Source organism: Streptomyces sp. NPDC024698, assembly GCF_055559015.1.
In genome coordinates, this window is record NZ_JBVHLK010000015.1 from 167,018 (window position 1) to 182,065 (window position 15,048).

Below are 15,048 nucleotides of genomic sequence, written 5' to 3' on the forward strand. Positions count from 1 at the left end.
CCCTCCCGGGGCGCGTTCGCGGCGGTGTCCGGCAGGGCGTGCGCCCCGGGCGCCGTGATGGCCGGCGGGGGCGCACCTCCCGCTCCGGAAGAAGGAGTTGACTGGAGCGGCGGGCTCCACCCGGCCCGCCCGGGTACGCGTGAGGGGCGGCGCCCGAACCGGGCACCACCCCTCACCTGTACGTCCGACGGCTACGCGGCGAGCCGCTCCAGCGCGGCGTCGACGCGCGCCAGTGTCCTCTCCTTGCCCAGGATCTCCAGGGACTCGAAGAGCGGCAGGCCGACCGTGCGGCCGGTGACGGCGACGCGGACCGGAGCCTGGGCCTTGCCGAGCTTGAGACCGTGCTCCTCACCCGCGGTCAGGACGGCCTCCTTGAGGGAGTCCGGGGAGGACCAGTCGGCCGCCTCCAGCTTCGCGCGGGCCGTGCGGAGCAGGGCGTCGCTGCCCTCCTTCATGGCCTTGGCCCAGGACGCCTCGTCGACGGCCGGCTCCGGCAGGAACAGGAAGTCGACGTTGTCCGTGATCTCGGAGAGGACCTTCATCCGCGACTGGGCGTGCGGGGCGATCGCCTGCCACTTCGCCTCGTCGAAGTCCTCCGGCGCCCAGGGCGCGAAGGGGGCGCGCAGCCAGGGGGCGCAGCGCTCCGTGAAGTCCTTCACATCGAGCATGCGGATGTGGTCGGCGTTGATCGCCTCGCACTTCTTCAGGTCGAAGCGGGCCGGGTTCGGGTTCACGTCCGTGACGTCGAACGCGGCGACCATCTCGTCGATCGAGAAGATGTCGCGGTCGGCGGCGAGGGACCAGCCGAGCAGGGAGAGGTAGTTCAGCAGGCCCTCGGGGAGGAAGCCGCGCTCGCGGTAGAGGTTGAGCGAGGACTCCGGGTCGCGCTTGGAGAGCTTCTTGTTGCCCTCGCCCATCACGTACGGAAGGTGACCGAAGGCCGGGGTCTCCTTGGCGATGCCCAGCTCGGTCAGCGCCTTGTAGAGGGCGACCTGCCGGGGGGTGGAGGAGAGCAGGTCCTCGCCGCGCAGGACGTGGGTGATCTCCATCAGGGCGTCGTCCACGGGGTTGACGAGCGTGTACAGCGGCGCGCCGTTCGCCCGGACGATGCCGTAGTCCGGCACGTTCTCCGGGAGGTAGGTGATCTCGCCGCGGACCAGGTCCTCGAAGGTGATCGCCTCGTCGGGCATCCGGAAGCGGACGATGGGCTTGCGGCCCTCGGCCTCGTAGGCGGCCTTCCGCTCGGCGGACAGGTCGCGGCAGTGGCCGTCGTAGCCGGAGGGTTTGCCGGCGGCGCGGGCGGCGTCGCGGCGGGTGTCCAGCTCCTCGGTGGAGCAGTAGCAGCGGTACGCGTGCCCCGCGTCCAGCAGCTTGGCGGCGACATCCGCGTAGATGTCCATGCGCTGCGACTGGCGGTACGGCGCGTGCGGGCCGCCGATCTCGGGGCCCTCGTCCCAGTCGAAGCCCAGCCAGCGCATCGAGTCGAGCAGCTGGTCGTACGACTCCTCGGAGTCGCGGGCCGCGTCGGTGTCCTCGATGCGGAAGACCAGGGTGCCTTCGTTGTGCCGGGCGAACGCCCAGTTGAACAGGGCGGTGCGGACCAGCCCGACATGGGGGTTGCCGGTCGGGGAGGGACAGAAACGTACACGGACGTTAGCCACGCTTGATCACCTTGTTGGTGAGAGTGCCGATGCCTTCGATGGTGACGGCGACCTCGTCGCCGACGTTCAGGGGGCCGACCCCGGCCGGGGTGCCGGTGAGGATCACGTCGCCGGGGAGCAGCGTCATGGCCTCGGTGATGTTGACGATCAGGTCCTCGATGGAGTGGATCATCTCGCTGGTGCGGCCGAGCTGGCGCTGCTGCCCGTTGACCGTGCACTGGATGGTCAGGTCGGAGGGGTCGAGGTCCGTCTCCACCCAGGGGCCGAGCGGGCAGGAGCTGTCGAAGCCCTTGGCGCGGGCCCACTGCTTCTCACGCCTCTGCACATCGCGGGCGGTGACGTCGTTGGCGCAGGTGTAGCCGAGGATGACGTCCTTGACGCGCTCGCGCGGGACCTCGCGGCACATGCGGCCGATGACGACGGCGAGCTCCGCCTCGTGGTGGAGCTCGCTGGAGAAGGAGGGGTACTGGATCGGGTCGCCGGGGCCGGTCACCGAGGTCGAGGGCTTGAAGAAGGCGAACGGGGCGTCGGGCACCTCGTTGCCGAGCTCCCTGGCGTGCTCGGCGTAGTTGCGGCCGAAGGCCACGACCTTGTTCGGGAGCACCGGCGGCAGCAGCCGGACCTTGTTCAGCGGGACCTTCGTACCGGAGAGCTCGAAGTCCGCGAACGGGATGCCCTTGATGATGTCGAGGACGAGCTCGTCCGGCTTGTCGCCCTCGACCGCGCCGAAAGCGACGTTGCCGTCGATGGAGAATCTGGCGATGCGCACGGGATCCTTGCGCCCCTCACTGAGCTGGCTGGAGTCTGAGGCTCCAGGCTAACGCGGCAAGGGCTGCGGGCTTCGCGCATATCCGCCGGGGCCGCGCGCCGGGCGCGGCCCTCGGGCGGTCGCCGTGGTCACTCGGCGGCGGCCACCGCGACCGGGGCGTCCATCAGGACGGTGCGGCGGGGGTTGGCCGTCTGGAGGGGGAGATCGACCGAGTGCTCCGGCCGTTCCGGCGTGCGCAGGGCTTCGGCGTCCTCGAGGTGCGCCAGCGTCGTGCGCCGCGGGTTGGCAATGTTGCGGAACATCATCGTCGTCTTCACCGTTTTGCTCGACCTTGTCGTCCTGGGCGCCGGTGGGGGCAAAGAGCCCCGTATAGGCGCGGGTTGTCGGATTCGCCATCCCTGTAAAGCGTCAGGCTAAACATTCAATTCCCTGGTGATGCCGTGAAGGCGCCATGATCGCCGTGTGAGTTTGCTCACTCACCAAGGGGCAAACCGGTCAATCGCGACCCTCAACTCGGGGCGACCAAACGGACATTACTCCACTGAACCAATCATTCCGCTCCTGATCATCGCGACTGGGACACCGGGGGGACACCCACGGCTCGTAGGCCTATGCCCGGTATGTACGAGAACCCCTTACACGTCAGGTGACATCACCCTCACATGCTGTCACGGAGGTCACAGCCTGGTACACGGCCCTTGTTGGAGATCCTGCACTGTGCTGGAATTCCTCGGACCGCCGCGGATTCACGATCCGGCGCGCAGGGGCGCTACTCAGCGCCGAGTGGCGGCGGGAAGGGGGAACCTGCGCCGGTCACTCAGACCACATACACAGCGCGCATCTGTGCCTGTGTACAACGCCGACACCGTCCCGCCGTTCCAGCGGAGGGGCGCCTGGTCCAGAGGTTGCGACGCTAGTGCAGGGACGTTTCAAGAGGGATGGCAGCGCTTCGGCGGAGCCGGAGCCGCGCGGCGGGACCGACCGCGGTTCCTCGCCCCAGCACGCCCAGAACCCGGGACCGGCAGAGGTCGGCGGCAGCGGTGAACACTCCGCTCGCGCCGGCGCGAAGCCCAAGGCTCCCGCCACCACGACCGACGCCACGCAGGCGAGCACGCCGAGCTACGGCTCGCGCGTAGCCCTGCGGAACTGGCGCATCTCGACGCGACTCGTCTCGCTGCTCGCGCTCCCCGTGGTCGCCGCGACCTCGCTGGGTGCGCTCCGCATCAACGAGTCGATGGACAACATCCAGCAGCTCGACAACATGCGACTGCTGACCGAGATGACCAAGCAGGCCACCGAGCTCGCCGCCGCGCTCCAGCAGGAGCGCGACGAGACGGCCGGTCCGCTGGCACACGGCGCTCTGGCCAACGACTACGAGGTCAAGTCGGTGCGCGACGCCACCGACGTGGCGAAGAAGCACTTCCTCGAAGGCACCCAGCAGGTCGACGACGCCACGTCCAAGGGCCAGCTGTCCGGCGTGCACGACAGCCTCGTCGGTGTCGTGGCCGAGCTCTACAAGCTGAACCAGATCCGCAGCGACGCCTACAACGACCCGCAGAACTCGACCCAGACGGTGGACGCCTACCACCGCCTGGTCACCGAGCTCCTCGCGCTGTCGCAGGACATGGCCGAGGCGACCAGCAACCCGGAGATGATCCAGCGCACCCGAGCGCTGGCGGCCTTCTCCTCCTCCAAGGAGTACGCCTCCGTCCAGCGGGCCGTCATCGCCGCCGCGCTGCCCACGCGCCCGACGGTCTTCGGAACCCTCTCCAAGAACGACCAGCAGTACGCGCTCTCCGCGTTCGAGAGCCAGGAGTCCGAGAACCAGGCGTTCAAGAACATCTACGGCGCCGGCAGCACGGACCTGCTCCTGCCGGTCGAGGGTGACAACCCGACGATCAAGTCGGCCGACCAGTACGCCAAGCGCGTGCTGAGCAACCCCGAGGGTCTGAAGACGCAGAACAAGCGGTCCTACAAGGACTGGCTCGACGACGACTCGGCGAAGATCAACGTCATGTCGAAGATCGAGACCACGCTGCTCAGCGAGATGGAGCAGAAGGCCCGTGAGCTGCGCAACCAGTCCCAGAGTGAAGCGATCATCTCCGGTGTACTGATCCTGCTCGTCCTCGGTGTCTCGCTCGTCGGCGCCTTCGTCGTGGCCCGGTCCATGATCCGCTCGCTGCGCCGCCTCCAGGACACCGCCACCCGGGTCGCCTCGGACCGTCTGCCCGAGCTCGTCAAGCAGCTCTCGGAGTCGGACCCGCAGGACGTCGACACCTCGGTGGAGTCCGTCGGTGTGCACTCCCGGGACGAGATCGGCCAGGTGGCCGCGGCCTTCGACGACGTGCACCGCGAGGCCGTCCGCCTCGCCGCCGAGCAGGCCCTCCTGCGAGGCAACGTCAACGCGATGTTCACCAACCTCTCGCGCCGTTCGCAGGGTCTCATCCAGCGTCAGCTCTCGCTCATATCCGAGCTCGAGTCCCGTGAGGCCGACCCCGACCAGCTCTCCTCGCTGTTCAAGCTCGACCACCTCGCGACCCGCATGCGCCGTAACGGTGAAAACCTCCTCGTCCTCGCCGGTGAAGAGCCCGGTCGCCGCTGGACCCGTCCGGTCCCGCTGGTCGACGTCCTCCGCGCCGCCGCCTCCGAGGTGGAGCAGTACGAGCGCATCGAACTCGCCTCGGTGCCGGGCACCGAGGTAGCCGGCCGGGTCGTCAACGACCTCGTCCACCTGCTCGCGGAGCTGCTGGAGAACGCCACCTCGTTCTCCTCCCCGCAGACCAAGGTCAAGGTCACCGGTCACGCCCTGCCCGACGGCCGCGTGCTGATCGAGATCCACGACACCGGTATCGGTCTGTCCCCCGAGGACCTGGCCGCGATCAACGAGCGGCTCGCCGCTCCGCCTACGGTGGACGTCTCCGTCTCCCGCCGCATGGGTCTGTTCGTGGTCGGTCGTCTGTCGCAGCGTCACGGCATCCGTATCCAGCTGCGCCCGTCCGACTCCGGTGGCACGACCGCGCTGGTCATGCTGCCCGTGGACGTCGCCCAGGGCGGCAAGAAGCCCATGCCGAACAAGCCGGGCCAGGGTGCCTCCGGCGGCGGCCCCGCCGCGGCGCAGGCCTCGGCCGGTGTGGCCGCGGCCCGTCGCACGAGCGGTCCCTCGCTCGGCGCCGGCGCCCCCTCCGCTCCCGGCGGTCCCCTCGGGGCCCCGCCGCAGCGCGGCCAGGTCGGTTCCGGCCAGGGTCAGCGGGCGGCACTGCCCGGCAGCAACCAGGGCGGTCGCCCCGGTGCCTCCGGCGGTGGGCGTGTCCAGCAGGGCGGTCAGCAGAGCGGTCAGCGCGGCGGACAGGCTCCCGCGGGTGCGAACGCCTTCGGCCAGAGCCCGCAGCAGGGCTTCCCGGCCCAGAACGGCACGCAGCAGGGCTTCGGTGACGGACAGGGTTCCCAGAACGCCTTCGGAGACACCTCCGGCGGCCGCAAGAACTCCTACGGCAACGGAACCGGCTCGGGCCAGAACTCCTTCGGCGACACCGGTGCGGCTCCGGCCGCGCCCGCACCCGCGCCCAAGCAGGCTTCGTCCGGCAAGGGCGGCCGTCGTCGGCCGCAGCTGCCCGGACGCGGTGGCTCCTCCGCCCGCGCCGAGCTTCCCGGCGGCAACGCCGGTTCGCGCACGCCGAGCTGGAGCGACGAGAACGCGCAGCCGCCGGCTCCGCGCAACTCCCTCGACACCCCCCGCGGTCACGAGGACCCCGACGCCACCTCGCGCATGCCGCGGATCGACGACCGGCAGAACCCCGCGTCCACCGCGGAGTTCGCCCGTCCCGACTTCGACGCCCCGCGCCCCGGCACGGGCGCGCCGCAGAACAACGGCCAGTACGGCTACGGCAACCAGACCCCCGCGGGCCAGAACCCGGCCGCGACGGGACAGTTCACCAACCAGGGCTACGGGGCCTCCCAGTCCCCGTCGTCCACCGGCCAGTTCGCCCAGCCGGGCTACGCGCCTTCCCAGGACCCCGCGTCCACCGGGCAGTTCGCGGCACCCGGTTACGGCAACGGGCAGGGTTCGTCCACCGGACAGTACGAGCGACCGGCCACCCCACAGCCGCCCGCCCGTGCGCAGGCTCCCGAGGCGCTTCCGCCGGCCTCGAACCCCGGTGACGGCCGTACGCCGCTGTACGACACGCTGGAGACCAACTGGTTCCACGGTCAGGCGAACGGCTCGGACGGCGCGCCCATGAACGGCGCCGCCCAGAACAACGGCTCCCAGGGATACGCACCGGCCGCTCCCCAGCAGCCGCAGACTCCCCCGGCTCCGCAGCGGCCGGCGGCCGCACCGGCGGCCGCACCGGCCGCCACCACCTCGTGGCGCAGCTCTCCCAATGACGACCTCGTCAAGCAGGCGGAGCGCTCCCGCAAGCCGTCGGCAGGCGGGGTCACCACCTCAGGCCTGCCGCGCCGCGTCCCGCGAGCCAACCTCGTCGCGGGTACGGCACAGCAGCAACAGCACCAAAGCGGTCCGCAGGTCTCGCGTGCGCCCGATGACGTACGCGGCCGGCTCACCAATCTCCGTCGGGGCATTCAGCAAGGTCGACAGGCCGCTCCCAACGGCCAGACCGGCAGCTTCCCCAGCCCCACTCACCAGCAGGAGCGTTAGTTGAGCCCGATGAGCCAGGCGGCACAGAACCTCAACTGGTTGATCACCAACTTCGTGGACAACACCCCCGGGGTGTCCCACACCGTCGTCGTGTCCGCCGACGGACTCCTTCTGGCAATGTCCGAAGGCTTCCCCCGCGACCGCGCGGACCAACTGGCGGCCGTAGCCTCCGGACTCACTTCGCTGACCGCCGGGGCCTCCCGGATCTTCGAAGGCGGCTCGGTGGCCCAGACGGTCGTGGAGATGGAGCGCGGCTTCCTCTTCCTGATGTCTGTTTCGGATGGATCGTCCCTCGCGGTCCTCTCCCACCCGGAATGCGACATCGGCCTTGTCGGCTACGAGATGGCACTGCTCGTCGACCGTGCGGGCGCCGTCCTCACGCCGGACCTGCGTGCCGAACTACAAGGCAGTCTGCTTCACTGACCGCCGCCGGATCCAGACACCGCACGAAATCACCGTCCGGCCGCCACAATCCCCCCACCGGCCCCAACAGACGGCACGACTGACCGACTTGCTGTCCCGCCCGGAGGATTCATGACCCCGCCCCCCGCCTCTCATGATCCGTACGCCGAGTCGTACGGGGATGAAGGCGACCAGCCGCTGGTACGTCCGTACGCGATGACCGGCGGCCGGACCAGGCCGCGGTACCAACTGGCCATAGAGGCTCTGATCAGCACCACGGCCGATCCGGCCCAGCTGATGGGTCTGCTCCCCGAACACCAGCGCATCTGCCATCTGTGCCGGGAAGTGAAGTCGGTGGCCGAGGTGTCGGCCCTCCTGGGCATGCCGCTCGGCGTGGCCAGGATCCTTGTCGCGGACCTCGCCGAGGCCGGACTTGTCGCCATTCACCAGCCTGGCGGCGATGAGAACAACGGCGGCGCGCCGGACGTGACACTGCTCGAAAGGGTGCTCAGTGGACTTCGCAAGCTCTGACGGAGGCCGGGCGACCACCTCCGCGAAGATCGTCGTAGCGGGTGGCTTCGGTGTCGGCAAGACCACGTTCGTGGGTGCCGTCTCCGAGATCAACCCTCTGCGGACCGAGGCCGTCATGACGTCCGCTTCGGCGGGCATCGACGACCTCACCCACACCGGAGACAAGACCACCACCACGGTGGCCATGGACTTCGGCCGTATCACCCTCGACCAGGACCTGATCCTGTACCTCTTCGGTACGCCGGGCCAGGACCGCTTCTGGTTCATGTGGGACGACCTGGTCCGCGGCGCCATCGGTGCCGTGGTCCTGGTGGACACCCGGCGTCTCGCCGACTGCTTCCCGGCGGTCGACTACTTCGAGAACAGCGGCCTTCCGTTCGTCATCGCCCTCAACGGCTTCGACGGTCACCAGCCGTACAACCCGGAGGAAGTGCGCGAGGCTCTTCAGATCGGCCCGGACGCTCCGATCATCACGACGGACGCGCGACACCGTGCAGATGCGAAGAGCGCTCTGATCACTCTGGTCGAGCACGCTCTCATGGCCCGGCTGCGGTAGCAGCCAAGTAGACGACCTCATATGGAAGTTGTCGTAGAAGCATTGGAGCCGGCTGTGTCATTTGACACGGCCGGCCTCGGTGTTCATAACGTTTCGACAGAGAATTTCGCGGGCCCCGACACGCATAGCGGTCATCCGGTGCCCCTGCGTTCATGAAGGCCCCGTCTTTTGGCGGGGCTCGCTCTTTATGACCGTTTTATCTGTGGTCAGCGCCACTCGGAATCATCCGTTCCGAGTGTTTGGAATGGCGCTGCTTGACGTGCTGGAATGCGCTGAACTGCCCAGTAGTCAAGGGCGCTGGTAGATACGGCGGCACACAGTGGGTGCCGACGCCGAGAGGTTGTTGGTCGAGTGAGGCGAAGCATGAACGGTCCCGAGCCGTCGGCACGGGGCAACTTCACCCCGCCGGCGCGCGGAGCGGCGCCCGCACAAGTCGCCGGCCCCGAGCCCACGCCGGCCCCCGCGCCGAGCGGGAGCCGATTCTCCCCGCGTAACTGGCGTGTGCCGACCAGGCTGAACGCGATCCTGCTCATACCCGTGGTGGTCGGCCTCGTCATGGGCGGCTTCCAGGTGAAGAGCTCGATCGACACCTGGCAGGAAGCCCAGGACGCCGAGAAGACCGCCCGACTGGTGCAGGCGGCCCTGACGTACGGCGACAAGCTGTTCGTCGAGCGCGACCTCAGCGCCGCACCGCTGCTGACCGGCAAGGGCGCGAAGGACGCGACCGTCGTCAAGGTCCGCCGGGACACCGACCTGGCCGCCGACGCCTTCGACCAGGCCGCCCAGAACATGCCCAGGACACCGGGCCTGGAGCGCCGTCTCGCGATCTTCCGCAACGTCGAGCCCGGTCTCGAGAAGCTGCGGACCCTCGCGTACACCAGCAAGCTCACCGGTGTGCAGACCGAGGAGGGCTACCTCCAGATCCAGCACCCGCTGATGGAGTTCGCCAACGAGCTCGGTCTGGGCACCGGAAACATCACCAGCTACGGCCGTACCGTCTACGCGATCTCGCTGTCCAAGGCCGCGCTGTCGCTGGAGCGGTCCATCGGCCTGCACATGCTGATCAAGCCGGGCCCCGGTCTGAGCAGCCTCGACAGCCAGCGGGTCGGCCTCTCCTCGTACGCCTACCTCGAAGGCATCGCCGTCGAGGAGTACCGCGGTGGTGGTACCGAGGCCGACGCGACCAAGCTCGACGAGGCCACGGCCAAGATCAAGGCCGAGCTCACGTCGAAGGCGCGGGAGGCCGCGGCCGCCGACCCGAACTACGTGCCGCCGCCGTCGAACCCGATCACCATGGTCACGTCGCTGGCGAAGCTCCCGTCCCCGCAGCCGAGCGACCGCGTGACGCTGGCCGCGAACGGCATCACCGCGCAGAACTGGATGGCGGTCAACACCGCCAAGTACAACGCGTACCGCCAGATCGAGTCCGACCTCGCCGACAAGGCCGTGGCCGAGGCCGGCGACATCTCCGACACGGCCAAGACCGACGCCTTCATCACCGGCGCCATCGTCGTGGTCGCCCTGCTCGCCGCGTTCATCCTGGCCGGCATGGTGGCCCGCCAGATGAGCCGCTCGATGCGCCAGCTGCGCAACGCCGCCTTCAATGTCGCCGAGCAGCGTCTGCCGATGCTGGTCGACCAGCTCTCGCGCACCGACCCGGGCCGGGTCGACACCCGCGTGCAGCCGATCCCGATCACCAGTACGGACGAGATCGGCGAAGTCGCCCGCGCCTTCGACCAGGTCCACCGCGAGGCCGTACGACTGGCCGCCGAGCAGGCCCTCCTGCGAGGCAACATCAACGCGATCTTCACGAACCTCTCGCGCCGCAACCAGTCGCTGATCGAGGGCCAGCTGACCCTGATCACCGACCTGGAGAACAACGAGGCCGACCCGGACCAGCTGGAGAACCTCTTCCGCCTGGACCACCTCGCGACCCGTATGCGCCGCAACGGCGAGAACCTCCTGGTCCTCGCCGGCGAGGAGCCCGGCCGCCGCTGGGACCAGCCGGTCCCGCTGGTCGACGTCCTGCGCGCCGCCTCCTCCGAGGTGGAACAGTACGAGCGCATCGAGCTCTCCGGCGTCCCGGAGGCCGAGATCCACGGCCGCGCCGTGACCGACCTCGTGCACCTGCTGGCCGAGCTGCTGGAGAACGCGACCACGTTCTCCTCCCCGCAGACCAAGGTCCGTGTCACCGCGACCCGTCTTCCCGACGGCCGCATCATGGTCGAGATCCACGACAAGGGCATCGGCCTCACCGCCGAGGACTTCGCGGACATCAACCACAAGCTGGCCAACCCGCCGACCGTGGACGCCGCGATCTCGCAGCGCATGGGCCTGTTCGTGGTCGGCCGGCTGTCCGACCGCCACGGCATCCGTGTCCAGCTGCGCCCCTCGGGCGAGCAGGCCGGCACCACTTCCCTGGTCATGCTGCCCGACGCCATCACCCACGGTGGCGGTGGCGAACAGCAGCCGATGCGCGACGAGTTCACCGTGTCCCAGATCATTCCCGAGCAGCAGCAGCAGTCGTTCCCGGGTGAGAACTTCGGGACGCAGCAGCAGCCCGTGCTGACCGCCGCGGACCTCGGTTTCGACGACAGCCGCTACGAGGTCCCGGACGACATCCGCGATCTCGACCCCGTGGGCCGCTCCCTCATGCGCGAGGGCCGCCGTGCGGCCCTGGAGGCCCAGACGCACGGCCCCGAGGCCACCGAGGCCCCCCAGGGCTACGCCGACGGCTTCGACGCCCAGCAGCCCGGTTCCGGGTACGACGGGCAGGCGTCCTTCGACGGCGCCCCGGCGTACGACGGCGCCCAGGGTGTGCACGAGGAGCAGCAGACCACGTACGACCAGCAGACGTCGTACGAGGAGCCGCAGCAGGCTGCGTACGACGAGGCGTACTTCCCGTCCAACGGCGGCTACCCTGAACCCTCCTACACGGAGCCGGTCCAGCAGGAGCACTCCGGAATGGCCGGCTCCGCCCCCGAGACGCTGTCGGGCTTCGGTGAGCCGTCCTACCAGGACGACTGGCCGCAGCAGGACGCGTACCAGGGCGGGTACCGGCCCGACTACGCTCCGCAAGCGGAATCTCCGCAGGTCGCTGACGCGAGTGAGCGGGACAGCGTAGGCTTTGGTCGTCCGGGTCCGGCCGTCTCGGCCCCCCACACGATGACCGACGCGGGACTCCCGCGTCGCGGAGCCGCCCCGGCCGGAAACGGTCGGCGCCCCGCGGAGCCGGCGAGGGAGCAGTCGGCGCCCATGTCCTCCGGGAACACGGGCGATGACTGGCGGTCGTCCAACGACGATCGGTGGCAGCGCGCCGAGCAGCTGAAGAAGCCCAAGGCGGGCGGGGTCACCTCGTCCGGTCTGCCGCGGCGGGTGCCCAAGGCCAACCTGGTCGAGGGAACCGCGGAATCGACCCCCCAGGGAGGCCCCCAGGTCTCCCGTGCTCCCGAGGACGTCCGGGGCAGGCTGAGCAACCTGCGTCGCGGTGTCGAGCGGGGACGCAGTGCAGGTACTGAGACGAACGGTCAGGGCCTCGGCCCCGACAGCACCTACAACCAGGAGCGTTAGTTGTGAGCCCGATGAGCCAGGCGGCACAGAACCTGAACTGGTTGATCACCAACTTCGTGGACAACACCCCCGGGGTGTCGCACACGGTGGTGGTCTCCGCCGACGGACTCCTTCTGGCCATGTCCGAAGGCTTTCCCCGTGACCGCGCCGACCAGTTGGCGGCCGTCGCATCCGGTCTGACCTCTTTGACCGCGGGCGCGTCCCGTATCTTCGAGGGCGGCCACGTGAACCAGACCGTTGTGGAGATGGAGCGAGGATTCCTCTTCCTCATGTCCGTTTCGGATGGTTCTTCACTCGCAGTACTCGCACACCCTGAGGCGGACATCGGTCTCATTGGGTACGAGATGGCGCTTCTGGTGGACCGTGCGGGCACGGTTCTCACTCCGGATCTTCGTGCGGAGCTCCAGGGCAGCCTTCTCAACTAATAGACAGACGGTGCGAATTGTCGTCCCGGGGCCGTAAGGTTTCGGGACGCGGTCCCAGCGTTGGGTGCCCGGCACAGTCGGAGGAGGAGAGAGAGTGGTAACACCCCCAGGCGGTTCGAATTCGGGCAACTGGTCGTACGGCCCCGGCCAGGGGCAGGGCGGCCAGGGCGACGGTTCCCAGAACCCGAACCGGTACAACTTTCCCTCCGCACCCAGCCAGCGACGGCAGCCGTACGCGCCTCAGGGTCCCCAGGGCCCCGGGCCGTCGCCGTACGACCAGCCGTCGGCACCGCGCATCCAGCCCGTGCAGCCGCAGCGACGTTCGCCCGAGGCTTCGCCCGCCGGGTCGGCGAGCAACCCCCTGGTGCGTCCGTACGCCATGACGGGCGGCCGCACCAGGCCCCGCTACCAGCTCGCCATCGAGGCACTGGTGCACACCACCGCGCAGCCGCACCAGATGCAGGGCCAGTTGCCCGAGCATCAGCGCATCTGCAACCTCTGCCGGGAGATCAAGTCGGTGGCCGAGATCTCGGCCCTGCTGACCATCCCTCTCGGTGTGGCCAGGATCCTCGTCGCCGACTTGGCGGAAGCGGGCCTGGTCGCCATTCATCAGCCGGGCGGCGACGAGAGCGCCGGCGGCCAGCCAGCCGTGACATTGCTCGAAAGGGTGCTCAGTGGACTTCGCAAGCTCTAGCGGAGGGCCTTCCCGCTCCACCACGTCCGCGAAGATCGTGGTGGCGGGCGGCTTCGGCGTGGGCAAGACCACGTTCGTCGGCGCCGTCTCGGAGATCAACCCGCTGCGCACCGAGGCCGTCATGACGTCCGCTTCGGCGGGCATCGACGACCTCACGCACACCGGAGACAAGACGACGACGACCGTCGCCATGGACTTCGGCCGTATCACCCTCGACCAGGACCTGATCCTGTACCTCTTCGGTACGCCGGGCCAGGACCGCTTCTGGTTCATGTGGGACGACCTGGTCCGCGGCGCCATCGGCGCGATCGTCCTGGTGGACACCCGGCGTCTCGCCGACTGCTTCCCCGCGGTCGACTACTTCGAGAACAGCGGCCTTCCGTTCGTCATCGCCCTCAACGGCTTCGACGGCAACCAGCCGTACAACCCGGAGGAAGTCCGCGAGGCTCTTCAGATCGGCCCGGACGCCCCGATCATCACGACGGACGCCCGTCACCGCGCGGACGCCAAGTCGGCGCTCATCACGCTGGTCGAGCACGCCCTCATGGCGCGCCTGCGCTAGCGGCACCCGCTCGCACGACCACGGCCCCTGCTTCTCCGCCCGGAGAGACAGGGGCCGTCGTGCGTCTCCGGCCGCGCCGGTCGAAGCCCCTCCCCTGCCCCAGGACACGCGCCCGGTAGGCGCACGCAAGGGCGCCGGGGGCAACTACCGCCCCGTACGGCCCCGTTGGGGAGCGAGAGGGCGGGGGGTGCCCGAACACTATTGAACGAGCCCTCAGTTGGCCCTGGGGGGCCTCCGCGGGCTCCCGGACACACCACAGCCCCGCCCTCCGTCGGGAGGGCGGGGCTGTGGGCGCAGGTCTCTCAGTGCCAGCTGTGCGGCGCCCGGAAGCCGGGCTCCCGCTCCAGCCGGCGCCAGCCCGCCTTGCGGTGGGGGCGGACGGAGGAGGCGGCATCAGTGGGAGCGGAGGCGGCACGGGCCAGGAGGATCGCCGTGATGGCGGCGACCTCCTCGGGCTCGGCGTGGCCCTTCTCGACGCGGATGTCAGCGTTGCTCATAGGTTTCAGTCTCCATGAGAGAGGTTTCCGCGGGGGTACCGCGGAGGATCCGCCGGGTTACTGCGGGGGGTTGCCGTGCTTGCGGGAGGGGAGGTCCGCGTGCTTGGTGTGCAGCATCGCGAGCGACTTGATCAGGACCTCGCGGGTCTCCGCGGGGTCGATGACGTCGTCGACCAGCCCGCGCTCGGCGGCGTAGTACGGGTGCATCAGCTCGGCCTTGTACTCCTTGACCATGCGGACGCGCATCGCCTCGGGATCGGCGGCATCGGCGATCTGACGGCGGAAGATGACGTTGGCGGCACCCTCGGCGCCCATCACGGCGATCTCGTTCGTCGGCCAGGCGTAGGTGAGGTCGGCCCCGATGGACTGGCTGTCCATGACGATGTAGGCACCTCCGTACGCCTTGCGCAGGATGAGGGAGATCCGCGGCACCGTCGCGTTGCAGTACGCGTAGAGCAGCTTCGCGCCGTGCCGGATGATCCCGCCGTGCTCCTGGTCGACACCCGGGAGGAACCCAGGCACGTCCAGCAACGTGATGATCGGGATATTGAAAGCGTCACACATCTGGACAAAGCGTGCAGCTTTTTCGGATGCCTCGATGTCGAGCACACCGGCCAGGCTCTGCGGCTGATTGGCGACGATGCCGACGACCTGGCCGTCGAGGCGGGCCAGCGCGCAGATGATGTTGCGGGCCCAGCGCTCGTGGACTTCGAGGTAGTCGCCGTCG

13 protein-coding genes are annotated in these 15,048 nt (G+C 69.2%); 8 read left to right on the plus strand and 5 right to left on the minus strand.

Annotation, left to right across the window (positions count from 1 at the left end; all coding sequences use genetic code 11):
* Positions 1-191 precede the first annotated feature (191 nt).
* From gltX to ACZ4AA_RS27965, 3 genes are all read right to left on the minus strand, one after another.
* Positions 192-1,661: a glutamate--tRNA ligase gene (gene gltX, locus ACZ4AA_RS27955; protein WP_467608774.1), complete on the minus strand. Its 1,470-nt coding sequence runs from the start codon at positions 1,659-1,661 to the stop codon at positions 192-194.
* The gene (locus ACZ4AA_RS27960; RefSeq protein WP_467608778.1) at positions 1,654-2,430 is read right to left on the minus strand and encodes a fumarylacetoacetate hydrolase family protein; all 777 of its coding nucleotides are present in this window, start codon (positions 2,428-2,430) and stop codon (positions 1,654-1,656) included. The genes gltX and ACZ4AA_RS27960 overlap by 8 nt, the downstream gene beginning before the upstream one ends.
* Before the next feature lie 128 nt (positions 2,431-2,558).
* Positions 2,559-2,747 carry a hypothetical protein gene (locus ACZ4AA_RS27965; protein WP_467608783.1) on the minus strand — a complete coding sequence of 63 codons (189 nt, stop codon included), beginning with the start codon at positions 2,745-2,747 and terminating at the stop codon, positions 2,559-2,561.
* A 599-nt stretch (positions 2,748-3,346) separates the two neighbouring features.
* Between ACZ4AA_RS27965 and ACZ4AA_RS27970 the strand changes: the two genes are divergently transcribed.
* The 8 genes from ACZ4AA_RS27970 (at position 3,347) to ACZ4AA_RS28005 (ending at position 13,824) form a co-directional block, all read left to right on the plus strand.
* The gene (locus ACZ4AA_RS27970; protein ID WP_467608788.1) at positions 3,347-7,084 is read left to right on the plus strand and encodes a sensor histidine kinase; all 3,738 of its coding nucleotides are present in this window, start codon (positions 3,347-3,349) and stop codon (positions 7,082-7,084) included.
* A 9-nt stretch (positions 7,085-7,093) separates the two neighbouring features.
* Positions 7,094-7,507: a roadblock/LC7 domain-containing protein gene (locus ACZ4AA_RS27975; protein ID WP_037624995.1), complete on the plus strand. Its 414-nt coding sequence runs from the start codon at positions 7,094-7,096 to the stop codon at positions 7,505-7,507.
* Positions 7,508-7,618: 111 nt separating this feature from the next.
* Positions 7,619-8,017, plus strand: coding sequence for a DUF742 domain-containing protein (locus ACZ4AA_RS27980; RefSeq protein ID WP_103548533.1), 399 nt, complete (start codon positions 7,619-7,621; stop codon positions 8,015-8,017).
* Positions 7,998-8,573 (plus strand): GTP-binding protein, encoded by a 576-nt coding sequence (locus tag ACZ4AA_RS27985; protein WP_028802395.1) that lies wholly within the window; start codon positions 7,998-8,000, stop codon positions 8,571-8,573. The genes ACZ4AA_RS27980 and ACZ4AA_RS27985 overlap by 20 nt, the downstream gene beginning before the upstream one ends.
* 351 nt (positions 8,574-8,924) lie before the next feature.
* Positions 8,925-12,143 (plus strand): sensor histidine kinase, encoded by a 3,219-nt coding sequence (locus tag ACZ4AA_RS27990; RefSeq protein WP_467608793.1) that lies wholly within the window; start codon positions 8,925-8,927, stop codon positions 12,141-12,143.
* An 11-nt stretch (positions 12,144-12,154) separates the two neighbouring features.
* Positions 12,155-12,568 (plus strand): roadblock/LC7 domain-containing protein, encoded by a 414-nt coding sequence (locus ACZ4AA_RS27995; RefSeq protein ID WP_261709979.1) that lies wholly within the window; start codon positions 12,155-12,157, stop codon positions 12,566-12,568.
* A 94-nt stretch (positions 12,569-12,662) separates the two neighbouring features.
* On the plus strand, positions 12,663-13,262 hold the full coding sequence (locus ACZ4AA_RS28000; protein ID WP_467608796.1) for a DUF742 domain-containing protein: 600 nt from the start codon (positions 12,663-12,665) through the stop codon (positions 13,260-13,262).
* Positions 13,243-13,824 carry a GTP-binding protein gene (locus ACZ4AA_RS28005; protein WP_103554950.1) on the plus strand — a complete coding sequence of 194 codons (582 nt, stop codon included), beginning with the start codon at positions 13,243-13,245 and terminating at the stop codon, positions 13,822-13,824. Before ACZ4AA_RS28000 ends, ACZ4AA_RS28005 begins: the two co-directional genes overlap by 20 nt.
* 302 nt (positions 13,825-14,126) lie before the next feature.
* On the opposite strand, the gene ACZ4AA_RS28010 is transcribed toward ACZ4AA_RS28005, so the two are convergent.
* Both ACZ4AA_RS28010 and ACZ4AA_RS28015 read right to left on the minus strand, forming a co-directional pair.
* Positions 14,127-14,321 carry an acyl-CoA carboxylase subunit epsilon gene (locus ACZ4AA_RS28010; protein ID WP_467608800.1) on the minus strand — a complete coding sequence of 65 codons (195 nt, stop codon included), beginning with the start codon at positions 14,319-14,321 and terminating at the stop codon, positions 14,127-14,129.
* A gap of 57 nt (positions 14,322-14,378) precedes the next feature.
* Positions 14,379-15,048, minus strand: a 670-nt coding sequence (locus ACZ4AA_RS28015) for an acyl-CoA carboxylase subunit beta (RefSeq protein WP_467608803.1), incomplete at its 5' end; no start/stop codon positions are given.